Genomic DNA, 26,524 nt, shown 5'->3' with positions numbered 1-26,524 from the left:
ACGATATGGTCGCACTGCGCGGAAAAGAGATCGACGCCTTCCTCGCCCGCCCCGATGCGGGCCGTCCGATCATCCTGCTCTACGGTCCCGATGCCGGCCTCGTGCGCGAGCGCGCCGACGCGCTGATCGCGTCCGGCGTCGACGATCCCAACGATCCGTTCTCGCTGGTCAAGCTCGACGGTGACGAGCTCTCCGCCGAGCCGTCGCGCCTGGTCGACGAAGCCATGACGGTGCCGCTGTTCGGCGGCCGACGCGCCATCCGCGTTCGCGCCGGCTCGCGCAGCTTTGCCTCCGGCATCGAGACTCTGGCCGAGATGAACGTGAAGGATTGCCGCATCGTGATCGAGGCCGGCGAGCTCCGTCCGGAATCGCCGCTGCGCAAGACCTGCGAGAAAGCCAAGACCGCCGTGGCGATCGGCTGTTATCCCGACACCGAGCGCGATCTTGCCAAGCTGATGGACGACGAGCTGCGGATCGCGAATTTGCGCATCGCGCCGGACGCCCGCGCGGCGCTGATGTCGTTCCTCGGCGGCGACCGTCAGGCCTCGCGTAACGAGCTGCGCAAGCTGACGCTCTACGCCCATGGCAAGGGCGAGGTCACGCTGGATGACGTCATGGCCGTGGTCGCCGATGCCTCGGAGCTGAAGCTCGATCCGATCGTCGACGGTGCCTTCGCCGGGCGGCCCGACATCGTCGAGACCGAGTTTGCGAAAGCGATGATCGCCGGGACCTATCCCGGCGTGATCATCTCGGCCGCGCAGCGCCAGGCCGCGTGGCTGCACAAATCCGCGCTGGCGATTGCAGACGGCACGCCTGCCTCCGCCGTGCTCGACGGCGGCTTTCCGCGCCTGCATTTTTCACGAAAGCCCGCGGTCGAAACCGCGCTGCGCAATTTCAGCCCGGCGCGGCTCGCCGCTGTGATCGAGCAGCTGGCGACCGCCGCCCTCGACACGCGCAAGCAGTCCACCCTCGCCGCTGCCATCGCCCAACGTGCGCTGATGGCGATCGCCGCGAATGCGAAACGGCGGGGCTAGACCTCCGCTCTCTCCACGTCATTGCGAGCGCAGCGAAGAGTCCCTCCGCGGAAAGATTCTGGATTGCTTCGCCGCTTCAGCGCAAAATTGCTTCGCAATTTTGTCGCGAGCTCCTCGCAATGACGCGTGGAGAGAGTGGCGTGAAAATGGCTCTACAGCGCGCCCTTGGCCAGCCGCTTCATCACCTCGTCGAGCTGATCGAGGTTGCGGTAGTTGATCTGCACGGAGCCGCCGGGATCGCGGTGATTGACGGTGACCTTGAGCCCGAGCGCGTCGCTGACGCGCTTCTCCAGATCGATCGTGTCGGGATCCTTCTCCTTGCCCCCGCTGGCGCGCGCCTTCTGCGGCTTGCGCTCCGGCACGCCCTCTTCATGCGCAAGCGCCTCGGCCTGGCGGACGTTGAGACCTTCCTCGACGATGCGCTTGGCGGCGGCGAGCGGATCGGGCACGCCGATCAACGCGCGGGCGTGGCCGGCCGTCAGCTCGCCGGTCGCGATGAAGGCCTGCACCTCCGCCGGCAGCTTGGTCAGCCGCATCATGTTGGCGACGTGACTGCGGCTCTTGCCGACGACCTTGGCGATGTCCTCCTGGCTGCGTTTGAACTCGTTGGCGAGCGCATGATAGCCCTGCGCCTCTTCCATCGGGTTGAGGTCCTCGCGCTGCACGTTCTCGACGATCGCGAATTCCAGCGCATCGCTGTCGCTGATGTCGACCGGGACGATCGGCACCTCGTGCAGCCCGGCCATCTGCGAGGCGCGCCAGCGTCGTTCGCCGGCAATGATCTCGAAGCGGTCCTGCGCGCCTTTCACCGGACGCACCACGATCGGCTGGATCACGCCATGCTGCTTGATGGACTCCGAGAGCTCCTTCAGCTCGGTGTCCGAAAAGGTGCGGCGCGGGTTGCGCGGATTGGCCTTGATGAATTCGATCGGCACCTTGCGCTGCGCGCGCGGACGATCGACATGCTGAGCCTCGCCGCCGACGTCACCGATCAGACTTGCAAGACCCCGGCCCAGTCGCGAACGCGCTTCGTCGGCCATCGCCAGCTCCCTTGGATTCACGGTGCAGCACTCCAGAACTGAATTTCGAATCGTAGGGTGGGTTAGCGAAAGCGTAACCCACCTCCTCTGTTTCCACTGAGATAGACCGTGGTGGGTTACGCCTTCGGCTAACCCACCCTACGGCAGCGTCAATGCGTGGTGCGCAACTCGCGCTCGCGCTGGATCACTTCGGTGGCGAGGCGCAAGTAAGCTTCGCTGCCGACGCATTTGAGGTCGTAGACCAGCACCGGCTTGCCGTAGGACGGCGCTTCCGAGATGCGCACGTTGCGCGGGATCATGGTCTTGTAGACCTTCTCGCCCATGAACTGGCGGACGTCGGCGACGACCTGGTTCGACAGGTTGTTGCGCGAGTCGAACATGGTCAGCACGATGCCGTGGATCGACAGGTTCGGATTGAGCGTCGAGCGCACCTGCTCGACCGTCTGCAACAATTGCGACAGACCTTCGAGCGCGAAGAACTCGCATTGCAGCGGCACCAGAATCGCATCCGAGGCCGCCATCGCGTTGACCGTAAGCAGGTTGAGCGAGGGCGGGCAGTCGATCAGCACGTAGGTGTAGTCGGCGTCCGGCGAGACGTTGTTGTTGAGCGCGCCGATCGCATCGCGCAACTTGAAGGCGCGGCCGGGCGTGGTGCCGAGCTCGAGCTCGAGGCCGGAGAGATCCATGGTCGATGGTGCGATGTGCAGCCGCGGCACCGCGGTCGAGACCACCGCCTCGCGCAAGGCGGCTTCGCCGATCAGCACGTCGTAGGTCGAGCAGGAGCGGTTGCGGCGATCGATGCCGAGGCCGGTCGAGGCGTTGCCCTGAGGATCGAGATCGACGATCAGGACGCGCTCGCCGATCGCCGCGAGCGCCGTGCCCAGATTGATCGCTGTGGTTGTTTTCCCCACCCCGCCCTTTTGATTCGCCAGCGCGAGGATGCGCGGATGGCCATGGGGGACCTCGTCGGTCTTTTGGGCCGTCTGTTCTCGCTGCGGTTCGTCAATCACGCTCATCGCAATTCCCCAATCACCCCTCAACGCCTCAGCTGCGCCGTTCGGCGGCATTGAGCTCCACGATCCAGCCGTCGCCCGTGCGGCTTTGGTGGAGCTGCGGCCGAATATTCCAATATTTAGCGGCTTCGGTCAATTCAGCCTCTACATCTTGACCCTTGGGAAACAACGCTTTTGCGCCCTGGCGCATCAGCGGCTCCGCAAAGCCGATGAGTTGATGTAGCGGAGCCAGCGCACGCGCGGTGACGCAATCGACGGGGCCGGTGATTCTATCCACATTATCCCCGATCTCAGCGAGATGTACGACTCCCGGAGATGTGGTGACGCGGATCGCTTCGCGCAAAAAAGCGGCCTTCTTGGCGATTCGCTCGACCAGATGGACGCTCGCGCCAGGCGTGCCGGCCATAGCGCAGGCGAGCACGACGCCGGGAAATCCGCCGCCGCTCCCGAGATCAGCCCAGCGTTTTGCAGCCGGTGCGAGATCGACGAGCTGGAGCGAGTCAGCGATGTGCCGGGTCCAAAGGTTTGGCAAGGTCGATGGCGCGACGAGATTTGTCTTGGCCTGCCACTCCCGAAGTAGCGCGATGTAGCGATCAAGCCGCTCCTCGGTTTCACGTGAAACGGGAGCGAGCTTCATAGCGGCGGTCTTGTCAGCGGCGATGATCGAATCGAGCACCTTGTCGTTGGCCGCGGCCTTGCTGATCTTCGGGCTGGCCACTCCAGGTTCACTTCGCTGCCCGGCGCCCTCACCCGCTCCGGGTCTTCGCGATGGCGGTCGATCTCCGCCCGATCCGCGCTGTTTCACGTGAAACGCCTATGCGATTGGCTTTATGCGATTGCTTTGGAAGTCTTCCGTGCCTCGCGGCGGAGATAGGCCGCGAGAATGCCGAGCGCCGCCGGCGTCATCCCGTCGATCCGGCCGGCCTGGCCGACGGTGAACGGTCGTGCCTTCTCCAGCTTGGCGCGCACTTCATTGGAGAGACCGGGAACGAGCTGGTAATCGACATCCGCCAGCACCATGCCCTCGTCGCGCCGGAAGGCTTCGACGTCGGCGCTCTGGCGCTCCAGGTAGACGTCGTACTTCGCGTCGATCTCGAGATGGGTCGCGATGACGGGATCGATCGCCGACAGCTCAGGCCAGATCGCGCGGACCTGGCTCCAGCCGATCTCCGGATAGGCCATCAGCTCGAACGCCGAGCGGCGTTGGCCGTCCCGGTTCAGCGACAGCCCGTGCTTGATGGCTTCGTTCGGGGTGATGGTCAGGGACTTCGACAACGTCCGGGCAGCGTTCAGGGCGTCCGTCTTGGCGCGATGATGCCTGATCCGGGCGCTGCCGACACATCCCAGAGCGATCCCTTTCTCGGTCAGACGCTGGTCGGCATTGTCGGCCCGCAGGGTCAGCCGGTACTCGGCCCTGGAGGTGAACATGCGATAGGGCTCGCTGATCCCGCGGGTGACGAGGTCGTCGATCATCACACCGAGATAGCCGTCGGCACGGTTGAACACGGTGAGCGCGGCACCGCTGGCGGAGAGCGCGGCATTCAGGCCGGCGACGATGCCCTGCCCGGCGGCTTCCTCATATCCGGTGGTGCCATTGATCTGCCCGGCCAGGAAGAGACCGCGCAGATGCTTGGTCTGGAGGGTCGGATCGAGCTCGCGGGGATCGATGTGGTCGTATTCGATGGCGTAGCCGGGACGGACCATCCTCACCCGCTCCAGGCCGGGGATGCTGGCGAGGATCGCGAGCTGGACCTCTTCGGGGAGCGAGGTCGAGATGCCGTTGGGATAGACGGTCGTGTCGTCGAGCCCTTCCGGCTCCAGAAAGATCTGGTGACCGTCGCGGTCGCCGAAGCGGACGATCTTGTCCTCGATCGAGGGGCAATAGCGTGGACCGGAGCTCTTGATCTGGCCGGAGTACATCGGGGAGCGATGGACATTGGCCCGGATCACCTCATGGGTCGCGGACGTGGTCCGGGTGATCCCGCACTGGATCTGCGGCGTCGTGATCCGCTCCGTCATGACCGAGAACGGCTCCGGCGGCTCGTCGCCGGGCTGCATCTCGACTGCGGACCAGTCGATGGTGGTGCCGTCGAGACGCGGCGGCGTCCCGGTCTTGAGACGTCCAAGAGTGAAGCCGGCGCGCTCGAAGGAGCTGGAAAGGCCCATCGCAGGCGCCTCGCCGACGCGTCCGGCGGGCCAGTTCTTCTCGCCGAGATGGATGAGACCGCGGAGGAAGGTGCCGGTGGTCACGACAACGGCTCCTGCCCTGAGCTCCCGGCCGTCGGCAAGACGCAGTCCCGTCACCCTGCTATCGGTCACGACTAGCTCGTCGGCTTCGCCCTCGATGACGGAAAGACCTTCGGTCTGGCGGATCGCCGCCTGCATCGCCGCCGCATAGAGTTTTCGGTCGGCTTGGGCTCGGGGTCCACGTACAGCAGGACCTTTCCGGCGATTGAGAACGCGAAACTGGATGCCGCCGGCATCGCTCACACGGCCCATCAGGCCGTCGAGCGCATCGACCTCGCGGACCAGATGCCCTTTGCCGAGCCCGCCGATGGCGGGATTGCAGGACATCGCGCCAACGGTCGAGAAACGGTGCGTTACCAGAGCGGTCGTGGCACCCATCCGGGCAGAAGCAGCCGCGGCCTCACAGCCGGCGTGACCGCCGCCGATGACGATGACGTCGAAGCTCTCTCGCTCTGTTCGCATGGACGGACTTCTAGCTTAGCGGAGAGAAAGCCGGAAGTAGAAACTCGGGTGAAGTGTTTCACGTGAAACAAGCGCGGTCCAGGTCGGAAGCACTTTTGCGAAAACAACCCCATGCACAGTAGGAGCGGCATTGAGCCACATCGCGTTTCACGTGAAACGGAACGGGGACCTAATTCCACGACCATCGAACACAACCCCCGATCCGTCCCATTGTCTCTTTGGCGGAGCTGCCAGTCGAACGCGGGGCAACCGCGTCATACTCCGTCATTGCGAGCGCAGCGAAGCAATCCAGGGTCTCGCGGCGGAGACAATCTGAATTGCTTCGTCGCAAGGGCTCCTCGCAATGACCAGACTCGAAGCACGGCCGTCGCCTTGGCGCTCTCTCTCTCTTAGATCGGAACGGCCGACCGACACTGGGCCCCCGGTGCTGTTTCATGTGAAACGACCAGAAACCACCGTGCGGAACCGGAACCCCCGTTTCACGTGAAACAGAAGAAATGGAACAGGGCCAGTTCTACAATGAAGAACTAGCGCTACTTTCCGATGCAGAACTTCTGGAAGATGGCCCCAAGGACGTCCTCGACGTCTACCCGGCCCAAGAGCCGGCCTAGGGCATAGGCGGCCGCCCGCAGCTCTTCGGCCGCGAGCTCCTCGCCGTGTTCTACAAGGTCCAGACTCCGGCGCAAGCTGGCTGAGGTCCGGCTCAACAATTCGCGCTGGCGGGCCCGGGTCACCATGGCGCCCTCGGTGGTTCCGAAGAACTCCGAAGCGAATTTCACCAGCGCCTCGACCAGCTCAGGCATGCCGTCGCCCCGGCTTGCCGAGATCCCGAACTCGCTCGGCCTGGCTGCTCCGACCCTGCCGAGATCGATCTTGTTGCGCACGATCCAGACCGAGCCGCCGGACGGAACAGCACCATCCGCCAATGTCCAGCGCGAGCGCATTGTATCCGGATCGACGGCTTGTCCGCCCTCCACCAGCCACAGCACCAGGTCGGCGTCCTCGGCGCGCGCGCGGGCGCGGCGCACGCCTTCCTGCTCGACCGGATCGTCGGTCTCGCGGATGCCAGCGGTGTCGATGACCGTGACGGGATAGCCGTCGAGGTCGAGCTGCACCTCGATGACGTCGCGCGTCGTGCCGGCATGCGGCGAGACGATCGCGACCTCGCGGCGCGCGAGCTGGTTGATCAGCGTCGACTTGCCGACATTCGGCTCGCCGGCGATGGCAACGACAAGGCCCTCGCGCAGCCGTTCAGAATGCCCCTGTGCCGCAAGCACTTTCGCGATTTCATCGTGAAGCGCTCTGATCGCTTTCACCGCCGGCGCCCGCAGCTCCGCCGGCACGTCGCCTTCATCGGAAAAATCGATGCCGGCCTCGATCAGCGCGGAGGCCTCGATGATGCGCTCGCGCCAGTCGCGCGCGCGGTCGCCAAGCAGGCCCTGCAATTGGCGCAGCGCTTGGCGGCGCTGGCGATCGGTGTCGGCGTGAATGAGGTCGTCGAGCCCCTCGGCCTCGGTCAGGTCGAGCTTGCCATTCTCGAAGGCGCGGCGCGTGAACTCGCCGGGGTCGGCCGCACGCGTATTCGGGATATCGGAAATTGCAGCGAAGAGCGCCGCCAGCACCGCCCGGCCGCCATGAACGTGAAACTCGGCAACATCCTCGCCGGTCGCGCTGGCCGGTCCTGGAAACCAGAGCACGACCGCATCGTCGATCGGCTGGCCCGCCCCGTCCCGGAGCAGCCGACGGCTCGCCTGTCGCGGCGCCGGCAGCCGGCCCGCAAGCGCGGTCAGCGCCGCGCCGGCTTGCGAGCCGGAGACGCGGACCACGGCGATCGCGCTGGGCGCCCGCCCGGATGACAGCGCGAAAATGGTCTGGTCTCGCGGATGCATAGCCTATTTGTCCGGCTGCGGCCGAAAACGCAAACGTCCGTTTCTCGCGATCGAGAGCAACCGGATTTGCTGCACCAGGTTCTGCAGCAAATCGATTTTGCACCGCAATATAACCGCAGCATTCTGCTGCAGTTGGCCTGATCGCAGGAGGAGGCCGACTAGGATTTCAAGAGTTACTTTTCATATCAACAGGTTAGTGAGAAACCTAGGTCGAGCACCGGCTGGCGCTCATGCTGCACCTTCGCTGCAGCAAAACCGCAACAAAAAGGGCGCCCGAAGGCGCCCGGAAGTCTTTATTGCAATGCACTCAGGTATTCATCGAGTCGAAGAACTCCGAATTGCTCTTGGTCGAGCGCAGCTTGTCGAGCAGGAAGTCGATCGCGTCCATCGTCCCCATCGGATTGAGGATGCGGCGGAGCACGTACATCTTCTTGAGCACCTGCGGATCGGTGATGAGCTCCTCCTTGCGGGTGCCGGAGCGCGAGATATCGATCGCCGGGAAGGTGCGCTTGTCCGAGACCTTGCGGTCCAGGATCAGCTCCGAATTACCGGTGCCCTTGAACTCTTCGAAGATGACTTCGTCCATGCGGCTGCCGGTATCGACCAGCGCGGTCGCGATGATGGTCAGCGAGCCGCCCTCTTCGATGTTGCGGGCAGCGCCGAAGAAGCGCTTCGGACGCTGCAGCGCGTTGGCGTCGACACCGCCGGTCAGCACCTTGCCGGATGACGGCACCACGGTGTTGTAGGCGCGGCCGAGGCGCGTGATCGAATCGAGCAGGATCACGACGTCGCGACCGTGCTCGACCAGGCGTTTTGCCTTCTCGATCACCATCTCGGCGACCTGGACGTGGCGCACCGCCGGCTCGTCAAAGGTCGAGGACACGACCTCGCCCTTCACCGAGCGCTGCATGTCCGTGACTTCTTCCGGACGCTCGTCGATCAAGAGCACGATCAAATAGCATTCGGGGTGATTGTGCGTGATCGAATGCGCGATGTTCTGCATCAGCACGGTTTTACCGGTACGCGGCGGTGCCACGATCAAGGCGCGCTGGCCCTTGCCGATGGGCGCGACGATGTCGATCACGCGTGCAGACAGGTCTTTCCGCGTGGGATCGTCGATCTCCATGCGGAAACGCTGATTCGGAAACAGCGGCGTGAGGTTGTCGAAATTGACCTTGTGCTTGGCCTTTTCCGGATCCTCGAAATTGAGCGTGTTGACCTTCAGCAGCGCGAAGTAGCGCTCGCCCTCTTTCGGGCTGCGGATGTGACCTTCGATGGTGTCGCCGGTGCGCAGGCCGAAACGGCGGATCTGCGAGGGCGACACGTAGATGTCGTCAGGACCCGGCAGATAATTCGCGTCGGGCGAGCGGAGAAAGCCGAAGCCGTCGGAGAGAACTTCGACGACGCCCTGGCCGACAATATCGGTCTCGGCGAGCGCCAGCTGCTTGAGGATGGCGAACAGCAGCTCCTGCTTGCGCATGGTGCTGGCATTCTCGACCCCATTCTCCTCCGCGAACGAGACGAGCTCGGCCGGCGTTTTGGACTTGAGGTCTTCGAGTTTGATTTCCCGCATTGGGGTGGTCCTGTGGGGTAACCTGAAAAGAGGGGGTGCGAGGAGGCTCTGAAATGCGGACGCGAGCAGGTGCAGGTAAGGTCCGCAGGTCTGGCAAGGTGAACGCCGGTGAGGCTTCAATCCTGATGCGGGGTCCGGCCTCTGGAAGGCTCGGACACAACCACATCCGCCTGCGTTGGGTGGGATATCGATAATATAGAAAATCGCCTAGCGCTCCGCAAGCCGAAGCGCTGAGCGAATCGTCGCGCAGTTTGCCTAGAACGGCTTCACGATCACCATGATAACGATGAAAATCATCAGGACGGTCGGCACCTCGTTGATAATCCGATAGAATTTCTGGCTTCGCGGGCGACGATCGGCGGCGAAATCCTTGACCCAGCGTGAAAAATAGCCGTGGACCGCCGAGAGCACGAGGACCAGTGCCAGTTTGACGTGCAGCCAGCCGAACGAGAACCAATGCCCGGACCAGGCGAGATAGAGCCCGGCGAGCCAGGTGACCATCATCGCGGGGTTGATGATCGCCTTGAGCAGCCGGCGTTCCATCACCTTGAACGTCTCCGACTGCTTCGAGCCGATTTCGGCCTCGCAGTGATAGACGAACAGCCGCGGCAGGTAGAGCATGCCGGCCATCCAGGAGATGACGGCGATCACGTGCAGCGCCTTGATCCAGAGATAGACGTCTTCGAACATTTTCGGGGGTCCGGCTTGCTGCCCAGCGCAGGGAACGCTGGGGATAGTAAGAACCCGTTAAGGTCTTACCCCGCACACATATCCCTCTGTAGCGCCTTCCTCAAATCTAGAATCTTAGATTCTTAAGGTTTGAGTCTATGTGACCGTGGATTGGACTCACGCAATTCCGTCCGCGCGTTCACGCGCGCTTGTTCACATCCATCCACATATTCCGGACAGCCTTTGTCGACTTCCGATAAGTCAGCCGGCTTCAAAGGCTTGCGCGATTGTATCGGCAGCTTATCAAGGGACTTGTCCGCGCAATCCCGCTTCCCTCTCGGCGAGGCGTCGGATTTGTCCTGACCGGCAGCGGTGTGAAGAAAATCACGCCTTGTCCCGCCCCTGGTGTCGCACATCCCTTTCCGAGAGGTTAAGCTCCACAGAAATCCACAAACCACCCCAACGAAATTCAAAGGGTTTTTGTGCCGACCTCGAACAATTATTTCCATCTCCACCTGGTCTCGGACTCCACGGGTGAGACGCTCATCACCGTGGCGCGCGCGGTCGCGGCCCAATACGCCAACGTGACGCCGGTCGAGCACGTCTATCCGCTGGTGCGCAGCCAGAAGCAGCTCGACCGCGTGCTTGATGAGATCGAGGAAGCGCCAGGGATCGTGCTGTTCACGCTACTCGAGAAGGATCTGGTCGCCAGACTCGAGGATAAGTGCAAGCAGATCAATGTTCCGAGCCTGTCGATCATCGGACCGGTGATGCAGCTGTTCGAGGCCTATCTGGGAGCAGCGACCACCGGCCGTGTCGGCGCCCAGCACGTGCTCAACGCGGAATATTTCAAGCGCATCGATGCCTTGAACTACACGATGATCCATGACGACGGTCAGCATGTCGAAGGTCTCGACGAGGCCGACGTGGTACTGGTCGGGGTGTCCCGGACATCGAAGACGCCGACATCGATCTATCTCGCCAATCGCGGCATTCGCACCGCCAACGTGCCGCTGGTGCCGGGCATTCCGGTGCCCCCGCAATTGGAGACGCTGACGCGGCCGCTGGTGGTCAGCCTGCACGCGACGCCGGAACGCCTGATTCAGATCCGGCAGAACCGCCTGCTGTCCATGGGCGCCGAGTCCAGCAGCGGTAGCGATACCTACACCGACAAGCAGTCGGTCACGGAGGAGGTCGCGTTCGCGCGCAAGCTGAGCGCCAAGCATGACTGGCCGCTGCTGGACGTCACGCGCCGCTCCATCGAGGAAACCGCGGCGGCGATCATGAAGCTGTATAGCGATCGCCAGCGCAACCGGCCGTCCGAGTAAGTGTCGCCGATGAGTCTGTGGCGCGGCAAAAGTCCGTTGATCCTGGCCTCGCAAAGCAGCGCGCGCAAAATGCTGCTGGGCGATGCCGGGCTCGACTTCGAAGCCGTCACCGCCGATATCGACGAGCGTGGCATCCAGGCCGCGTCAAAGCTCTCCAACCCGCGCGAGATCGCCCTGCTGCTGGCCCGCGAAAAGGCCAAGGCTGTTTCTGCCTGTTATCCCGGACATTATGTGATCGGCGCCGACCAGACGCTGGCGCTTGGGAGCCGTCTCTTCAATAAGCCGGCAGGCCGCACCCAGGCGCTGGCGCAATTGCGCGATCTCGCCGGTCAGACGCACGAGCTGAATTCCGCCGTCGCCGTGGCGCAGGATGGCAGGATTCTCTTCGAGGACGTTTCCGTGGCGCGCATGACCATGCGGGGAATGAGCGAAGCCGATCTTTCGGCCTATCTCGACGCCGCGGGCGACGCTGTGACCAGAAGCGTCGGCGCCTATCAGCTCGAGGGCCTCGGCATCCATCTGTTCGAGCGCATCGAGGGCGACCATTTCACCATTCTCGGCCTGCCGCTGCTGCCGCTGCTTGCGTATCTGCGCAGCGAGCAGCTAATTGCGGTGTAGATGCGAGAGAAGGCTGGGTGCTGATGCGAATTCTCGGACTGACCGGCTCGATCGGGATGGGCAAATCCACCACCGCGACATTGTTCGCGGAGGCCGGCGTCCCCGTCTACGACGCCGATGCCGCCGTGCATCAGCTCTATGAGGGCGAGGCCGCTCCCGCGATCGAGGCCGCCTTCCCCGGCACCACCGCGAATGGCAAGGTCGACCGGCAAAAGCTGTCGGCGCGTGTCGTGCACGATCCCGCCGCGATCAAGCAGCTCGAGCAGATCGTTCATCCCATGCTCGGCGCGTCCCGGCAGAAATTCTTTGCCGACGCCGAGGCCGCCAAGGCGCCGGTCGTGGTGCTGGACATCCCGCTGCTGTTCGAGACCGGCGGCGAGAAGCGGGTCGATGCCGTGGTCGTGGTCTCGACCTCGCCCGAGCTGCAGCGCCAGCGGGTGCTGGCGCGCGGCACGATGGACGAGGCCAAGCTCGATGCCATCATCGCCAAGCAGATGCCGGATGCCGAGAAGCGCAAGCGGGCCGATTTCGTGGTGGATACCTCACACGGACTTGACCCCGTACGGGCCCAAATCGCGCACATCCTGGCCGAGGTCGTTAAGATGCCGCAGCGGCGGACCTGATTCGCCGCCTCACACGGCTTCCAAGAGACATGCGCGAAATCGTCCTCGACACCGAAACCACCGGCCTCGATCCGCTGCGCGGCGATCGGTTGGTCGAGATCGGCTGCGTCGAGATCTTCAACCGCATGCCGACCGGACAGACGTATCACGTCTACATCAACCCCGAGCGGGACATGCCGGCGGAAGCGTTTGCGGTACACGGATTGTCGTCCGAATTCCTGGCGACCAAGCCGTTGTTCCACGAGGTCGCCGACGACTTTCTGGCGTTCATCAGCGACGCCCCGCTGGTGATCCACAACGCCTCGTTCGACATCGGCTTCATCAACGCCGAGCTCGACCGCATCAAGCGCGCTGCGATCCCGCGCGAGCGCCTGGTCGATACGCTGCTGCTGGCGCGTCGCAAGCATCCCGGCGTGTCCAACCGGCTCGACGATCTCTGCTCGCGCTATTCGATCGACAATTCACACCGTACCAAGCACGGCGCGCTGCTGGACGCCGAGCTGCTCGCCGAGGTCTATGTCGATCTGGTTGGAGCGCGGCAGTCGCAGCTGCTGCTGGCCTCGGACGCCGAGGAGATCAGGGTCAATAGCGCCGGCGATGCGCCGCGGCGGCAACGCCCGGTGCCGCTCGCGCCGCGGATTTCCGAAGCCGAGCGCGAGGCCCATCGGGCCTTCATCGCAACGCTCGGCGACAAGGCGATCTGGAACGAGTACCTGCCCGCTCCAGTCGCGCTGGCGGCGGCTCAGGCCTGACCGGCCTGTCCGCCCTGAGCGGCCATTTGCCGCTCCATGTTCTGGCGGTACAGACCGACGAAGTCGACCGGATCCAGCATCAGCGGCGGGAACCCGCCATCGCGCACCGCCGTCGCAATGATCTCGCGTGCGAACGGGAACAACAGGCGCGGGCACTCGATCATGACCAGCGGGTGCAGGTTCTCCTTGGGCACGTTGACGATCCGGAACACGCCGGCATAGGCGAGCTCGAACGAGAACATCACTTTACCGGCGGTCTCGGCTTTGCCCTCGACCGACAACGTCACCTCGAATTCCTGTTCACTGAGATTGTTGGCGTTGACGTTGATCTGGATGTTGATCTGCGGCGGCTGGCTCTGCGGCTGCAGCGAGCTCGGCGCGTTGGGATTTTCGAACGAGAGGTCCTTGGTGTATTGCGCCAGCACGTTGAGCTGGGGAGCCTGGGCCGCCTCGGGAGGGGTACCGTTACCGTTGGTCATGAAAGTGTCTCCTTACCCGATTGGGGCTGAATTTCGCGGCGGTTGGCTAACATAGGGCCGGCTCGTTCCACAAGGACGAACGGTCCCGGACCGGGAATTCGGGCCGCAATCGCGCCTTTGACGTTCCTCCTGCCTTTTCCGCGAAATTTCGCCTTAAACGATTGAAGATGCGCCATTTCCGGGCAGGATCGGGTTTCCCCTTAAGCATAAAACGCGCTACACTTGGCGCTGTGCCAAAAGGCGCCATTGGCCGGGCCAGATTTCGTGCCTACATCCCACGGACCTGACGTGGACCCAAAATGGTGATGTAGACTTGCCGTTTCCGTAAGGAACGGTCTACTGGCCGGATTGATTTTCCCGGCAACGAGCCCTGCAAAGACCAGAAAGCGAATACGACGTGGACATCTACACCATCATATTCCTGGCGCTGGCCGTCTTCATCTTCTTGCGGCTGCGTAGCGTGCTGGGGCAGCGCACCGGCAACGAGCGGCCGCCGTTCGATCGCACCGCCGCCCGCAACGCGCTCGGAGGCGCCCAGGACAACAACGTCGTGACCATGCCGGGCAAGGTGATCGACCAGGCCCCGCTGGCGCCGACGGCCGAGCCGACCGCGCCGTCCGATCGCTGGAAGGGGCTGACCGAGCCGGGCACGCCGCTGGCGCAGGGTCTCGATGCCATCGTCGAGAAGGATTCCAGCTTCGACCCGCGCCATTTCCTCTCGGGCGCGCGCGGCGCCTACGAGATGATCGTGCTCGCTTTTGCCAATGGCGACCGCCGCGCGCTGCGCGATCTGTTGTCGTCGGACGTCTATGAAAGCTTCGACGCTGCAATCAAGGAACGCGAGAAGAACGAGCAGAAGACCGAGACGCGCTTCGTGTCGATCGACAAGGCCGAGCTCGTCGGCGCCGAGTTGCGCGATCGCAGTGCGCAGCTCACCGTGCGCTTCGTCTCGCAGATGATCTCGGCCACCCGCGACAAGGCCGGCAACATCGTCGACGGCAGCGCCGACACGGTCGCCGATATCACCGATATCTGGACTTTCGCCCGCGACACCTCCTCTCGCGATCCGAACTGGAAGCTGGTTGGCACCGGAAGCGCGAATTAAGATCTTCCTGAAGAACGGCGCGACGGCGCTTTGCGCAGCTGCCGTCGCGCTGTCGTCGTTTTCGCTCGGCGCCGAGGCGGCGCGGCGTCACCATCGCAGCCACCACCACCATCTGCCGCGAACGCCTGCCGCTCCGCCACGAGCCTTGCCCTATCCGCAGCTCACCCTGCCCTTCGAAATTCCCGGCGCGCAATATCTGCCGCTGGCCTGGGCGGACGTGAAGGGGTGGGGCGACGACAATCATCTCGCCGCGTACAAGACCTTCCGCGCCAGCTGCAAGCCGATCAATGCGCAGAACGGCGAAGCCAAGGCCGAGCCCAAAGCTTTGGGCACATCGCTGGGTGAGCCCTGCCGCGTCGCTAAAACGCTCGATCTCGCCGACGACGGCAAAGCGAAGACCTTCTTCGAGGAGAATTTCACGCCGCTGCGGATCTCGCGGCTCGGCGAGCCCGAAGGCTTCGTCACCGGCTATTACGAGCCGGTGCTGGAGGGGGCGCGCACGCAGTCCGATGTCTACAACGTGCCGGTCTATCGCCGTCCCTCGAACTTGTTTGTGCGCGGCTACAAGCAGGATGCGCTCAGCCTGCCCAACAAGGGCCCGGTCTATCGCAAGATCGGCCGCCGCAAGCTGGTGCCCTATTACGACCGCGGCGAGATCGAGGACGGCAAGATCGCCGGCCGGGGGCTCGAGATCGCCTGGCTGAAGGATCCGACCGATCTGTTGTTCGCGCAGATCCAGGGCTCGGCCCGCATCAAGTTCGACGACGGCAGCTCGGTTCGACTCAATTACGACGCCTATAACGGCTATCCCTACACGGCGGTCGGTCGCATCCTGATCGAGCGCGGCATCATCCCGAGAGAGGAGATGTCGATGCAGAAGATCAGGGAGTGGATGGCGCAGAATCCCGACGGCGCCAAGGAGCTGCGCCGCGCGAACCGCGCCTACATCTTCTTCCGCGAGGTCAATCTCTCCGACAAGGAGGAGGCAGTCGGCGCGCAAGGCATTCCCTTGACCGCGGGGCGCTCCATCGCCGTCGACAAATCGCTGCATGTCTACGGCACGCCGTTCTTCATCGAGGGCGAGCTTCCGATCGAGTCAGAACGCGCCAAGACGCCGTTCCGCCGGCTGATGATCGCGCAGGACACCGGCTCTGCCATCATCGGGCCAGCACGGGCCGATCTGTTTTTCGGCGCCGGCGCGGATGCCGGCCGTGTCTCCGGCCGGCTGCGCCACCCCATGCAATTCGTGATGCTGGTGCCGAAGAGCCTCGATCCCGCCCCGCGCGCCGCGAAGCTGCCAATCCCGGACCCAAGGCCCGCCGAGAAGATCGCAAAGCTGTTTCCGCAGACCGATCCGGCAAAGACCGGCACGCCCGTCGCCGCGGCGGCGCAAGGCAAGACCGAAACAGTCGCCGTCGCCGGCCCGGTTCCGCTGCCGGTGCCGCGTCCCGCGATCGAGCCTGCCCCTGAGCCGCGCCGTCCGGCAAAGAATCGTCCTCATCGCCCGCAATGAAACGGCCGTCCCGTCCGCCCGTGCTGGAGCCTCGCTCCTCGCCGCGCCGTCGCGCGCTGAGCGAGGAGGAGCGCGAGCTGTGGGATCTCGTCGCAAAGCATGTCAAGCCGCTGCGGAAGCATCGCGGGGCCAAGGCGCATGCTACCCCGCGCGCCGAATCTTCGCCCGGGTCCCAGGTGACGAGGACTTCGCCACCGTCAAGGCCGGTTGCCGCTGCACCGGCGCCGCGCGCTGCAAAGCCGTCGATTCCGCCGCTAGCGCCGCTCGGCAAGCGCGAGCGAACCAAGCTGTCGCGCGGCCGCAGCGAGATCGAGGCGCGGCTCGATCTGCACGGCATGACCCAGATGCGCGCCCATCGCGCACTGGCCGGCTTCCTGCACCGCGCCCATCAGGACGGCCTCACCTTCGTGCTCGTCATCACCGGCAAGGGACGCAGCGGCGGCGAAAGCGGCGTGCTCCGCCGCCAAGTGCCGGAATGGCTCAGCCTGCCGGAATTCCGCGCCTTCGTAGTCGGCTTCGAGGAAGCCGCGATCGGCCACGGCGGCGAGGGGGCGCTGTATGTGCGGATCAGGCGGGCGAGAGGGTAGCAGTCTCGGCGCATGCGGCTTCCCTTGCCTCTCCCGCTTGCTTGCGGGAGAGGCCGACGCGCGAAGCGCGGCGGGTGAGGGTTCTCTCCTCTTGGGGAATCCCTCTGTGGAGACACCCTCTCCCCAACCCTCCCCCGCAAGCGCAGGGCAATCGCATATGACTTGTGGCGGCGGTCTGCGCGCACGCCTCGTCCTTCGAGACGGCGCTGACGCGCCTCCTCAGGATGAGGCTAATCGGCGTCAGTGCCCGTTGAAACTGCCACCGCGCACTCCGACCTCATCCTGAGGAGCCCGCCTCAAGCGGGCGTCTCGAAGGATGGCCGCAGGGAAAATCTCAAATGCGATAGCCCTGTCCGCAAGCGGGTGAGGGAGCTCACCTTCTCTGAGGCTGGGTCTACCTCTAAAACGGTCGGATGATTCCGACGCGTGGGATCAACGTGAGGATCAAACCGAAAATGCTGGTCTTGCGATCCTCCGCCGGAATCGGCGCTGCTTCCTGCTTGGCCGGCAGCATCTTCACCGCGTGCAGGATCAGGAACATGCAGACCGCCCAGTTCGAGATCCAGCGTGAATAGTCGAACACCATCGCGAACATCACGAGATAGGCGACACTGATGCCGACCAGTGCTGCGATGACGAGCCGCTTGTGCAGATCGCTGGCGAGCGCGCCGATCAGGCTGGCAAAGAAGCGCCACAGCGGCGCGTGCAGCCAGATCAGAGCTGCGAACACGGGCACGCCGAGGATGTTGTGCGGCAGGCGGCCCCAGGTGTCGGCAACCTCCTTCGCCAGCGGCTGGTACCAGATGTAGGCGAATTGCAAGAGGTCGATGCGCGCAGGATCGGCCATCCGGCTTTTGAGATAGGCGACGAAGTCCGCTTCGGGGACCGGCATCGTTCCCAGAAACTGCGCGGCGAAGAACAGCGCGGAGACAATGGCGAGAGCGACCCCGCCGAAGACAACATTGCTGCGGTCACAACCGTAAGCAAGGTAATGCCGGATCACGACGATGGTGATGATCGTCGGCACGTACATCAAGAGATGAATGTGGTGGATCAGCACGAGAACGATCGAGAACAGCGCAGCCGTCGCCACGAAGACCAGCGAGCCCGCCGGCATCAGCAGCAGGATGATCGCCGGCGCGCAGCCATAGATATCGAAATGGCCGAGCGTGTGCATGAAGTTCTTCAGGAAGAACGGCGAGCCCGCGGTGAAGACGAACAGCGGCAGCGTTTTCGCGGAGAAGCCGAACGTGTTCTGGAAGAGCCTGGCATAGAGACCCAGCGTTGCCAGCCACGTCGCCCCGCCGAGCGCGAACACCGGCCATACCGGCACCTTGTCGGTGAACAGCGCGACGATTGCCCCGATCAGCGCGCGCTTGATGAAGCCGAAATGATAGTCGACCAGGAGATGGATGTAGGGGACGTAGGGCGGCAGCTGGATCTTGTGAATGAGCACGCCGACGATGACCGCCGCGTTGATCGCGAGCAGGAGCCGCCAGGGATTTTGCAGGATGCGTACGGTCACGCCGCATCAATAGCGTGACCGCTCCGAATCACAAAATGAAGCGGCTCAGATCCGCATTCTTGGCGAGGTCGCCGATGTGCTTTTGCACGTAATCCGCATCGAGCCGGACCGTCTCGCCGTTGCGGTCGGGGGCGGTGAAGGAGATCTCGTCCAGCACCCGCTCCATCACGGTCTGCAGCCGCCGGGCGCCGATATTCTCGACCGTTGAATTGACGGCAACCGCAATGTCGGCCAGCGCATCGATGGCGCTGTCGGTGATGTCGAGTGTCACGCCTTCGGTCTGCATCAGGGCGACATATTGCTTGATCAGCGAGGCCTCGGGCTCGGTCAGGATGCGGCGCATGTCGTCGCGGGTCAGCGCCTGCAATTCGACGCGGATCGGCAGGCGGCCCTGCAATTCCGGCAAGAGGTCGGACGGCTTGGCGACGTGGAAGGCGCCGGAAGCGATGAACAGGATGTGGTCGGTCTTGACCGCGCCGTGCTTGGTCGAGACCGTGGTGCCCTCGATCAGCGGCAGGAGATCGCGCTGCACGCCCTCGCGCGAGACGTCGCCGCCGACGCGGCCGTCGCGGGCGCAGATCTTGTCGATCTCGTCCAGGAACACGATGCCGTTGTTCTCGACCGCGCTGATCGCCTCCAGCGTCAGCTGCTCGGTGTCCAAGAGCTTGTCGGATTCCTCGTTGACGAGGATCTCGTGCGAGCTTTCCACTGTCAGCCGGCGAGTCTTGCTGCGGCCGCCGAGCTTGCCAAAGATGTCGCCGAGCGAGATCGCGCCCATCTGCGCGCCCGGCATGCCCGGGATCTCGAACATCGGCATGCCGCCGCCCGACGACTGCGTCTCGATCTCGATTTCCTTGTCGTTCAGTTCGCCGGCGCGCAGTTTCTTGCGGAAGGATTCCCGTGTCGCCGAGCTCGCATTGGCGCCGACCAGCGCATCCAGCACGCGCTCCTCGGCGGCAAGCTGGGCGCGCGCCTGCACGTCCTTGCGCTTTCGCTCGCGCACCTGCGCGATTGCGACCTCGACGAGATCGCGGATGATCTGCTCGACGTCGCGGCCGACATAGCCGACCTCGGTGAACTTGGTCGCTTCGACCTTCAGGAACGGCGCATTCGCGAGCTTGGCGAGTCGCCGCGCGATTTCCGTCTTGCCGACGCCGGTGGGGCCGATCATCAGGATGTTCTTCGGCAGCACCTCCTCGCGCAAGGAGCCGGTGAGCTGCTGCCGCCGCCAGCGGTTGCGCAGCGCGATCGAGACGGCGCGCTTGGCGTCGCCCTGGCCGACGATGAAACGGTCGAGTTCGGAAACGATTTCGCGGGGGGAGAAGTCTGTCATGTCTGATTAGCTAGGGCGAGAGACGGCCAAGGACAAGCCGCATTTTGGGTCAGATGATCGGCGGGCCGGATTGCCACTGCTTCACGGCATCGATCGGATGGATCAGCATCAGGATATTGAGCGTCAGATTGTCGCGAATGTGGAGCGCCAGCACGATCTCGAAGGAGATGCCCAGCAGCACGGTCGCGGTGACAGGCAGCGCGCGAGCGGCCAGGAACCCCAAGATCATGGCCAGATTGTCCGAGACCGAATTGAGGATGCTGTCGCCGTAATAATCCAGCGAGATCGTGCCGGCGCGGTAGCGCTCGATGATGAAGGGCGAGTTCTCGACGATCTCCCAGGCGCCTTCGATCAGGATGGCGATGATCAGCCGTGCGGGCCAGGAGAGAGACAGCAAGGGAAACCGCGCGAACAGCAGCCAGGTCAGGCCGTAGAACAGGAAGCCGTGCAGGACGTGTGAGAACGTGTACCAGTCTGCAATCTGCTGAGAATTCTCCGAGCTGTTCACCACGCCGTGCCACAGCTTGATGGTGCCGCAGGCGCAGATCGGCACCCGCCCCATCGCCAGCAGGATCGCGGCCTGCAGCGCCAGCAGCAACAGCGCGATGCCGGCCCAGGCGAGCGGCGGGAATGTGGTCTTGGCGGCGGGGCTTGCGGCGAGCGTCATGGGTCTCGGATCATCAGGAGTGCGGGACCATCGGGCGTGACGATCTCGTGCTGCGGCACGAAGCCAGCTTTCTCATAGGCACGAATCGCGCGCGCATTGGAAGGACTCGGGTCTATCACGATGCGCGGCACACCGCGCGCGAAGAGCTGGTCGGTGAAGGCGCGGATGAAAGCGGAGCCGTGGCCGCATCCGAGCATGTCGGCCTCGCCGATGAACTGATCGAGGCCGCGAGTGCCCACGGGCTGCGGGCCGAAGCTGATATGCCAATCGCCGAGCCGGTAGCACTGCAGGTAGGCGAAAGGCCGGCCGTCAAGGCTGACGATGAACTGCGCTAGGTCAGGATGATCGAGGTCGCCGCCGACGAATTCAAGCGTCTCCGGATCATGCCACCATTCGGCAACATGCGGTGCGGCGAGCCAGCGCCGGATCAGCGGCATGTCGGCCGCGGTCATGGGACGGAAGGCGTAGGCAGGCGCCATGACCTATCCCGTCGCCAGGCTCTCGATCGTCAGATTCCGGTTGGTGTAGACGCAGATGTCCGCGGCGATGTCGAGGGAGCGGCGGACGATGGTCTCGGCGTCCTTGTCGGTGTCGAGCAGGGCCCGGGCCGCCGCCAGCGCGTAATTGCCGCCGGAGCCGATCGCCATCACGCCGGCCTCGGGTTCGAGCACGTCGCCGGTGCCTGTGAGCACCAGGGAGACGTCCTTGTCGGCCACGATCATCATCGCTTCCAGCCGCCGCAAATAGCGGTCGGTGCGCCAGTCCTTGGCGAGCTCCACCGCCGCCCGGGTCAGCTGCCCCGGATATTGCTCGAGCTTGGATTCGAGCCGCTCGAACAGCGTGAAGGCGTCAGCCGTGGCGCCGGCAAAGCCGCCGATCACGTCGCCCTTGCCGAGCTTTCGGACCTTCTTGGCATTGGACTTGATCACGGTCTGGCCGATCGAGACCTGGCCGTCGCCGCCGACCACCACCTTGCCGCCCTTGCGGACCGTTAGAATCGTGGTGCCGTGCCAGCCCGGCGAGCTGCTCTGGGAGTCCTGCATGAATACCTCACTGTCCGGCCTGATTTAGGCGGTCGGGACGAAGGGCACAACGGGCCGTTCCGGGCCGAATTTCGCTCACCATAGGCAGAAGTAGAGGTCCGGCCGGCCGTTCCCGCAGTAGCGAAGGTGTCATTTGGCTGTTAAGAGACTGGCGTTTTCGGCTCCCTAGCTAGGATGAAAGCCAGCTTTCAATGCGCACCGCGACGATCAAGCGCAACACCAAGGAAACCGACATCGAGGTCTCCGTGAACCTCGATGGCACCGGCGTGGCCAATATCGCGACCGGCATCGGCTTTTTCGACCATATGCTCGATCTTCTCGCCCGCCATTCCCGCATCGACCTCACGGTCAAGGCGGTGGGCGACCTGCACATTGATTATCACCATACCACCGAAGACACCGGCATTGCGCTTGGCCAGGCGGTCAAGCAGGCGCTCGGCAACATGGCGGGTATCACCCGCTATGCCGGCGTGCACATGCCCATGGACGAGACGCTGACGCGCGTGGTGATCGACATCTCGGGCCGCCCGTTCCTGGTGTTCAAGGCCGACTTCCCCCGGCACAAGATCGGCGAGTTCGACACCGAGCTGGTGCGCGAGTGGTTCCAGGCTTTTGCCATCAACGCCGGCGTGACTCTCCACGTCGAGACCCTATATGGCGATAACAGCCATCATATCGCCGAGTCCTGCTTCAAGGGTCTGGCTCGGGCGCTCCGCGCGGCCGTGGCGATCGATCCGAAGGCGGCGGGCGAAATCCCGTCCACCAAGGGCTCGCTCGGCGGCTGACATCTTCCGTCTTGCGGCGATCGCTGCTGGCGGCATCACTGAATTTCGAGAACGGGGCATCACCATGCCTGTCTACACAGTTCACGCTCCCTCACCCGCAGGAGCCGACCCGCGCGCGACCGACAAGTTCGTGTTCGTGCGCGACGGCTTTCATTTCTGGGCGATGATCTTCGGTCCGTTCTGGCTGTTGTGGAATCGGCTGTGGCTGGCGCTGATCGGCTATCTGATCTTCCTGGCCGCGTTCAACGCGGGGCTGTCGAGCCTCGGCGTCGGGCGCTCCTCGATCTTCTTCGCCGATTGCATCGTCGCGGTGCTGATGGGCCTCGAAGCCTCGAGCCTGCGCCGCTGGACCTTGTCGCGCGGCAAGTGGCGGCAGCTCGACATCGTCGTCGCCGACGACAGCGATACTGCGGAGCGCCGCTTCTTCGAGCGCTGGAGCCAGAAGCAGAACGGTAGCGCTGGCGATCAATGGGCCGTCGACCGCGGCGGCCCGCCGCCGACCCGGAATGTGCCGGGTCAGCCATTCTCGAACCCGCCGCCGATTCCGGCCGGCGGCATCATTGGGTTGTTTCCAGAACCGGGAGGGTCAAGATGAGCGTCGCCATCATCGATTACGGTTCCGGCAATCTGCATTCCGCCGCGAAAGCCTTCGAGCGCGCCGCGCGCAGCCTGGAGAGCCCGCAAAAGGTCTTTGTTACCAGCGATCCGGACCAGGCTTACGAGGCTGACCGCCTGGTGCTGCCCGGTGTCGGTGCCTTCGCCGATTGCCGGCGCGGGCTCGATGCCGTCAACGGCATGGTCGAGGCCATCACCGAAGCGGTGCGCGTCAAGGCGCGGCCGTTCTTCGGCATCTGCGTCGGCATGCAGCTGATGGCGAGCCGCGGCAAGGAGCATGTCGTCACCGAAGGGCTGAACTGGATCGGCGGCGACGTCGAGAAGATCACGCCGCGCGATGAAAGCCTGAAGATTCCGCACATGGGCTGGAATACGCTCGAGGTGCTCAGGGAGCATCCGGTGCTCGACAAGCTGCCGCTCGGCCCGAAGGGCCAGCACGCTTATTTCGTGCACTCCTATCACCTCAATCCCGCCAGCGAGGCGGACGTGCTCGCGCGCGCAGACTATGGCGGACCCGTCACGGCGATCGTCGGCAAGGACACCGCCATCGGCACGCAATTCCACCCCGAGAAGAGCCAGCGTTTCGGCTTGGCCCTGATCTCGAACTTCTTGCGATGGAAACCGTGATTCTCTTTCCCGCGATCGACCTCAAGAACGGCCAGTGCGTGCGCCTCGAGCAAGGCGACATGGCGCGCGCGACCGTGTTCAATCTCAATCCGGCCGCACAGGCGCAGAGCTTTGCCGCGCAGGGCTTTGAATATCTCCACGTCGTCGACCTCGACGGCGCCTTCGCCGGCAAGCCTGTGAATGCTGACGCCGTCGAGGCGATGCTGAAGACGATCGAGATCCCGGTCCAGCTCGGCGGCGGCATTCGGGATCTCGCGACCGTCGAAGCCTGGCTCGACAAGGGCATCACCCGCGTCATCATCGGCACCGCCGCGGTGCGCGATCCCGAGCTGGTGAAGTCCGCCGCGAAGACATTCCCCGGCCGCGTCGCGGTCGGGCTCGACGCGCGCGACGGCAAGGTCGCGGTCGAGGGCTGGGCCGAGACGTCGCAGGTCACGGTGCTCGAGATCGCCAAGCGCTTCGAGGATGCGGGCGTTGCCGCCATCATCTTCACCGACATCGCGCGCGACGGCTTGCTCAAGGGCTTGAACTTAGAGGCGACCATCGCGCTGGCCGATGCCATTTCGATTCCCGTGATCGCCTCCGGCGGCCTCGCCTCGATCGAGGACGTGAAAGCCATGCTGACGCCGCGCGCGAAGAAGCTCGCCGGCGCGATCGCCGGCCGCGCGCTCTATGACGGCCGGCTCGATCCCGCCGCCGCCCTCACCTTGATCCGCGACGCGCGCAGGAGCTGACCCATGTTCAAGGTGCGCGTGATCCCCTGCCTCGACGTCAAGGACGGCCGCGTCGTCAAGGGCGTCAACTTCGTCGATCTCAGGGATGCCGGCGATCCCGTCGAAGCCGCCATCGCCTATGACGCCGCCGGCGCCGACGAGCTCACCTTCCTCGACATCACCGCGACCCACGAGAACCGCGGCATCATGCTGGACGTGGTCCGGCGCACGGCGGAAGCCTGCTTCATGCCTGTGACCGTCGGCGGCGGCGTGCGCGAGGTCAACGACATCAAGACGCTGCTGCGCGCCGGCGCCGACAAGGTCTCGATCAACAGTGCCGCGGTGTCGCGGCGCGAATTCGTCAAGGAAGCCGCTGAAAAATTCGGCGAGCAGTGCGTGGTGGTCGCGATCGACGCCAAGCGCGTCAAGCGTCCGGGCGGCGACCGCTGGGAGATCTTCACCCATGGCGGGCGCAACTCGACCGGCATCGACGCGATCGAATACGCGCAGGAGGTGGTTTCGCTCGGCGCCGGTGAAATCCTGCTCACCTCGATGGACCGCGACGGCACAAGGCAGGGATTCGATATTCCGCTGACCCGCGCGATCGCCGACAGCGTTCCCGTTCCCGTGATAGCCTCGGGCGGCGTCGGCAATCTCGACCATCTCGTCGACGGTATCCGCGACGGGCACGCCACCGCGGTGCTGGCGGCTTCGATCTTCCATTTCGGGGAATTCACCATTCGTGAGGCCAAGGAGCACATGGCGCGGCGTGGGCTGCCGATGCGCCTGGATGCCTGACGACTCCGGTTCGTAACGATGCTACATTGGCGGATGTGGATGGCCGCCGTGGCCAAATGTGTTGCCAAGCTTGCTTTCAAGCGTGTTTCCGAGTGAGTCCGATGCCGCGTTTCACGATCCATGATCTGGCCGAAACCATCGACGTCCGCGCAGCGTCCGGCGGCGAAGCATCCTATACCCGCAAGCTGCTCGACAAAGGCCCCGAGCATTGCGCCAAGAAGTTCGGCGAGGAAGCAGTCGAAACCGTAATCGCTGCAGTCGAAAACGATCGCGCGCATCTGATCGCTGAAAGTGCCGACCTGCTCTATCATTTCCTTGTGCTGCTGAAGGCGCGCGGCATAAAGCTGGAAGAGGTCGAGGCCGCGCTGGACAAGCGGACCTCGATGTCGGGGCTGGAAGAGAAGGCGTCGCGCAAGGGCGGCTAGGCAAGGGCGAATAGATCGCAACGGAAAGGCGGCGTCATGGATATCCGCGCACCCGAGCAGCAGTACAATCCCTACCGCGTTTATACGCGTGAGGAATGGGCGCGACTGCGCGACGATACGCCGATGACGCTCGAGCCGGGCGAGTTCGACCGGCTGCGTTCGCTGCACGATCGCCTCGACCTGCAGGAGGTCGAAGACATTTATCTGCCGCTGTCGCGCCTGTTGTCGATCTACGTCGATGCCATGCAGCGGCTGTATTACGCCGAGCGCCAGTTCCTCAACATCAGGGACCGCAAGGTGCCCTACATCATCGGCGTCGCCGGCTCGGTGGCGGTCGGGAAATCCACCACGGCACGCGTGCTCCAGGCCCTCTTGGCGCGCTGGTCGCCGCGGCCGAAAGTCGAGCTGATCACCACGGACGGATTTCTCTATCCCAATGCGGTGCTCGAGCGGCACGGCATCATGCAGAAGAAGGGTTTTCCGGAGAGCTACGATCTGCCGATGCTGCTCAACTTCCTCTCCGACATCAAGGCTGGCCGTCGCCACGTCCGCGCGCCGGTCTATTCGCATCTGACCTACGACATCGTGCCGAACCAATGGGCCGAGATCGACCAGCCCGACATCCTGATCGTCGAAGGCGTCAACGTGCTGCAGACCGGCAAGCTGCCGCGCGACGGCAAGGCGGTGCCGGTGGTTTCCGACTTCTTCGATTTCTCGGTCTATATCGACGCCGACGAGGCGGCGCTGCGGCAATGGTACATCAAGCGCTTCCTGGCGCTGCGCGACACCGCATTCACCAATCCAAAATCCTACTTCAACCGCTATGCTCTGTTGTCGGACGAGGAAGCCACCGCGACCGCGATCGCGATCTGGGAGCGTACCAACCTCGCCAATCTCGAGGACAACATCCTGCCGACCCGGCCCCGTGCGACGCTGATCCTCAAGAAGGGCGCCGACCACACGGTGGAGAGCGTGGCGCTCAGGCGGCTGTAATCGCCTTGGTGCCCGGGCCCTGCCCATTCGCGCAGAGTATCTTTTGATGCAGACCAACGATGGGTATT

At 64.1% G+C, this 26,524-nt stretch carries 28 protein-coding genes; 15 read left to right on the top strand and 13 right to left on the bottom strand.

All coding sequences use genetic code 11. The features are described from left to right. Window positions 1-5 precede the first annotated feature (5 nt). Window positions 6-1,034 (top strand): DNA polymerase III subunit delta, encoded by a 1,029-nt coding sequence (holA, locus tag I6F33_RS22375; protein ID WP_036024285.1) that lies wholly within the window; start codon window positions 6-8, stop codon window positions 1,032-1,034. A 152-nt stretch (window positions 1,035-1,186) separates the two neighbouring features. On the opposite strand, the gene I6F33_RS22370 is transcribed toward holA, so the two are convergent. The 7 genes from I6F33_RS22370 to hemJ form a co-directional block, all read right to left on the bottom strand. After that, window positions 1,187-2,074 (bottom strand): ParB/RepB/Spo0J family partition protein, encoded by an 888-nt coding sequence (locus tag I6F33_RS22370; RefSeq protein ID WP_036024286.1) that lies wholly within the window; start codon window positions 2,072-2,074, stop codon window positions 1,187-1,189. 149 nt (window positions 2,075-2,223) lie between these two features. Then, window positions 2,224-3,090: a ParA family protein gene (locus I6F33_RS22365; RefSeq protein ID WP_225144170.1), complete on the bottom strand. Its 867-nt coding sequence runs from the start codon at window positions 3,088-3,090 to the stop codon at window positions 2,224-2,226. A gap of 28 nt (window positions 3,091-3,118) precedes the next feature. After that, the gene (gene rsmG, locus I6F33_RS22360; protein WP_225144216.1) at window positions 3,119-3,724 is read right to left on the bottom strand and encodes a 16S rRNA (guanine(527)-N(7))-methyltransferase RsmG; all 606 of its coding nucleotides are present in this window, start codon (window positions 3,722-3,724) and stop codon (window positions 3,119-3,121) included. A gap of 191 nt (window positions 3,725-3,915) precedes the next feature. Then, window positions 3,916-5,796: a tRNA uridine-5-carboxymethylaminomethyl(34) synthesis enzyme MnmG gene (gene mnmG / locus I6F33_RS22355; protein WP_225144169.1), complete on the bottom strand. Its 1,881-nt coding sequence runs from the start codon at window positions 5,794-5,796 to the stop codon at window positions 3,916-3,918. Window positions 5,797-6,329: 533 nt separating this feature from the next. Then, a complete protein-coding gene (mnmE, locus tag I6F33_RS22350; protein WP_225144168.1) occupies window positions 6,330-7,685 on the bottom strand; it encodes a tRNA uridine-5-carboxymethylaminomethyl(34) synthesis GTPase MnmE in 1,356 nt (451 codons plus the stop codon). Between the two features lie 307 nt (window positions 7,686-7,992). Then, window positions 7,993-9,258 (bottom strand): transcription termination factor Rho, encoded by a 1,266-nt coding sequence (rho, locus tag I6F33_RS22345; protein ID WP_008133567.1) that lies wholly within the window; start codon window positions 9,256-9,258, stop codon window positions 7,993-7,995. 255 nt (window positions 9,259-9,513) lie between these two features. Then, window positions 9,514-9,948, bottom strand: a complete 435-nt coding sequence (gene hemJ, locus I6F33_RS22340; RefSeq protein WP_036003118.1) for a protoporphyrinogen oxidase HemJ — start codon at window positions 9,946-9,948, stop codon at window positions 9,514-9,516. 461 nt (window positions 9,949-10,409) lie between these two features. Between hemJ and I6F33_RS22335 the strand changes: the two genes are divergently transcribed. The 4 genes from I6F33_RS22335 to dnaQ are packed head-to-tail and all read left to right on the top strand — an operon-like array spanning window position 10,410 to window position 13,248. Then, window positions 10,410-11,255: a pyruvate, water dikinase regulatory protein gene (locus I6F33_RS22335; RefSeq protein ID WP_036003121.1), complete on the top strand. Its 846-nt coding sequence runs from the start codon at window positions 10,410-10,412 to the stop codon at window positions 11,253-11,255. Window positions 11,256-11,264: 9 nt separating this feature from the next. After that, window positions 11,265-11,873 (top strand): Maf family nucleotide pyrophosphatase, encoded by a 609-nt coding sequence (locus tag I6F33_RS22330; RefSeq protein ID WP_057025980.1) that lies wholly within the window; start codon window positions 11,265-11,267, stop codon window positions 11,871-11,873. Window positions 11,874-11,896: 23 nt separating this feature from the next. Then, window positions 11,897-12,496 (top strand): dephospho-CoA kinase, encoded by a 600-nt coding sequence (coaE, locus tag I6F33_RS22325; protein WP_036024292.1) that lies wholly within the window; start codon window positions 11,897-11,899, stop codon window positions 12,494-12,496. 29 nt (window positions 12,497-12,525) lie between these two features. Next, window positions 12,526-13,248: a DNA polymerase III subunit epsilon gene (gene dnaQ / locus I6F33_RS22320; protein ID WP_225144167.1), complete on the top strand. Its 723-nt coding sequence runs from the start codon at window positions 12,526-12,528 to the stop codon at window positions 13,246-13,248. Here dnaQ and secB read toward each other — a convergent pair. Continuing rightward, the gene (secB, locus tag I6F33_RS22315; protein WP_036003132.1) at window positions 13,239-13,727 is read right to left on the bottom strand and encodes a protein-export chaperone SecB; all 489 of its coding nucleotides are present in this window, start codon (window positions 13,725-13,727) and stop codon (window positions 13,239-13,241) included. The genes dnaQ and secB overlap by 10 nt on opposite strands. Window positions 13,728-14,124: 397 nt before the next feature. Here secB and I6F33_RS22310 point away from each other — a divergent pair, with 397 nt between their 5' ends. Genes I6F33_RS22310 through I6F33_RS22300 form a run of 3 tightly spaced genes read left to right on the top strand, consistent with a single transcriptional unit; the run spans window position 14,125 to window position 16,932 of the window. Next, window positions 14,125-14,832 (top strand): Tim44/TimA family putative adaptor protein, encoded by a 708-nt coding sequence (locus tag I6F33_RS22310; RefSeq protein ID WP_036003134.1) that lies wholly within the window; start codon window positions 14,125-14,127, stop codon window positions 14,830-14,832. Beyond that, window positions 14,810-16,345, top strand: coding sequence for a murein transglycosylase A (locus I6F33_RS22305; protein WP_225113150.1), 1,536 nt, complete (start codon window positions 14,810-14,812; stop codon window positions 16,343-16,345). The genes I6F33_RS22310 and I6F33_RS22305 overlap by 23 nt, the downstream gene beginning before the upstream one ends. Next, a complete protein-coding gene (locus tag I6F33_RS22300) occupies window positions 16,342-16,932 on the top strand; it encodes a Smr/MutS family protein (RefSeq protein WP_225144166.1) in 591 nt (196 codons plus the stop codon). The genes I6F33_RS22305 and I6F33_RS22300 overlap by 4 nt, the downstream gene beginning before the upstream one ends. 400 nt (window positions 16,933-17,332) lie before the next feature. On the opposite strand, the gene I6F33_RS22295 is transcribed toward I6F33_RS22300, so the two are convergent. Genes I6F33_RS22295 through hslV form a run of 5 tightly spaced genes read right to left on the bottom strand, consistent with a single transcriptional unit; the run spans window position 17,333 to window position 21,500 of the window. Then, entirely contained in the window at window positions 17,333-18,457 is a 1,125-nt protein-coding gene (locus tag I6F33_RS22295; RefSeq protein ID WP_225144165.1) for a hypothetical protein, read from the bottom strand. 28 nt (window positions 18,458-18,485) lie between these two features. Further along, complete coding sequence (hslU, locus tag I6F33_RS22290; RefSeq protein WP_036003145.1) at window positions 18,486-19,790, bottom strand: ATP-dependent protease ATPase subunit HslU; 1,305 nt, start codon at window positions 19,788-19,790, stop codon at window positions 18,486-18,488. Between the two features lie 49 nt (window positions 19,791-19,839). Further along, the gene (locus I6F33_RS22285) at window positions 19,840-20,457 is read right to left on the bottom strand and encodes a DUF2585 domain-containing protein (protein WP_225144164.1); all 618 of its coding nucleotides are present in this window, start codon (window positions 20,455-20,457) and stop codon (window positions 19,840-19,842) included. Continuing rightward, complete coding sequence (locus tag I6F33_RS22280) at window positions 20,454-20,936, bottom strand: GNAT family N-acetyltransferase (RefSeq protein ID WP_225144163.1); 483 nt, start codon at window positions 20,934-20,936, stop codon at window positions 20,454-20,456. The genes I6F33_RS22285 and I6F33_RS22280 overlap by 4 nt, the downstream gene beginning before the upstream one ends. 3 nt (window positions 20,937-20,939) lie before the next feature. Further along, window positions 20,940-21,500, bottom strand: coding sequence for an ATP-dependent protease subunit HslV (gene hslV, locus I6F33_RS22275; RefSeq protein WP_225144162.1), 561 nt, complete (start codon window positions 21,498-21,500; stop codon window positions 20,940-20,942). A 191-nt stretch (window positions 21,501-21,691) separates the two neighbouring features. On the opposite strand from hslV, the gene hisB reads away from it, so the two are divergent. The 7 genes from hisB (at window position 21,692) to coaA (ending at window position 26,456) form a co-directional block, all read left to right on the top strand. Next, complete coding sequence (hisB, locus tag I6F33_RS22270) at window positions 21,692-22,285, top strand: imidazoleglycerol-phosphate dehydratase HisB (RefSeq protein WP_225144161.1); 594 nt, start codon at window positions 21,692-21,694, stop codon at window positions 22,283-22,285. A 64-nt stretch (window positions 22,286-22,349) separates the two neighbouring features. Continuing rightward, complete coding sequence (locus tag I6F33_RS22265) at window positions 22,350-22,880, top strand: DUF2628 domain-containing protein (protein ID WP_109141959.1); 531 nt, start codon at window positions 22,350-22,352, stop codon at window positions 22,878-22,880. After that, entirely contained in the window at window positions 22,877-23,527 is a 651-nt protein-coding gene (hisH, locus tag I6F33_RS22260) for an imidazole glycerol phosphate synthase subunit HisH (protein ID WP_157285169.1), read from the top strand. Before I6F33_RS22265 ends, hisH begins: the two co-directional genes overlap by 4 nt. Further along, a complete protein-coding gene (gene hisA, locus I6F33_RS22255; RefSeq protein WP_225144160.1) occupies window positions 23,515-24,261 on the top strand; it encodes a 1-(5-phosphoribosyl)-5-[(5-phosphoribosylamino)methylideneamino]imidazole-4-carboxamide isomerase in 747 nt (248 codons plus the stop codon). The genes hisH and hisA overlap by 13 nt, the downstream gene beginning before the upstream one ends. Before the next feature lie 3 nt (window positions 24,262-24,264). Next, a complete protein-coding gene (hisF, locus tag I6F33_RS22250) occupies window positions 24,265-25,038 on the top strand; it encodes an imidazole glycerol phosphate synthase subunit HisF (protein WP_018646048.1) in 774 nt (257 codons plus the stop codon). 101 nt (window positions 25,039-25,139) lie between these two features. After that, window positions 25,140-25,463 carry a phosphoribosyl-ATP diphosphatase gene (locus tag I6F33_RS22245; protein ID WP_036003183.1) on the top strand — a complete coding sequence of 108 codons (324 nt, stop codon included), beginning with the start codon at window positions 25,140-25,142 and terminating at the stop codon, window positions 25,461-25,463. A 36-nt stretch (window positions 25,464-25,499) separates the two neighbouring features. Beyond that, window positions 25,500-26,456 carry a type I pantothenate kinase gene (coaA, locus tag I6F33_RS22240; protein WP_036003185.1) on the top strand — a complete coding sequence of 319 codons (957 nt, stop codon included), beginning with the start codon at window positions 25,500-25,502 and terminating at the stop codon, window positions 26,454-26,456. Window positions 26,457-26,524 lie beyond the last annotated feature (68 nt).

Source organism: Bradyrhizobium sp. BRP20 (assembly GCF_020194215.1).
In the GTDB taxonomy this organism is placed as follows: domain Bacteria; phylum Pseudomonadota; class Alphaproteobacteria; order Rhizobiales; family Xanthobacteraceae; genus Bradyrhizobium; species Bradyrhizobium yuanmingense.
The sequence above is the reverse complement of the archived record's forward strand: the minus strand, read 5'-3'. Positions and strand labels throughout refer to the sequence as shown.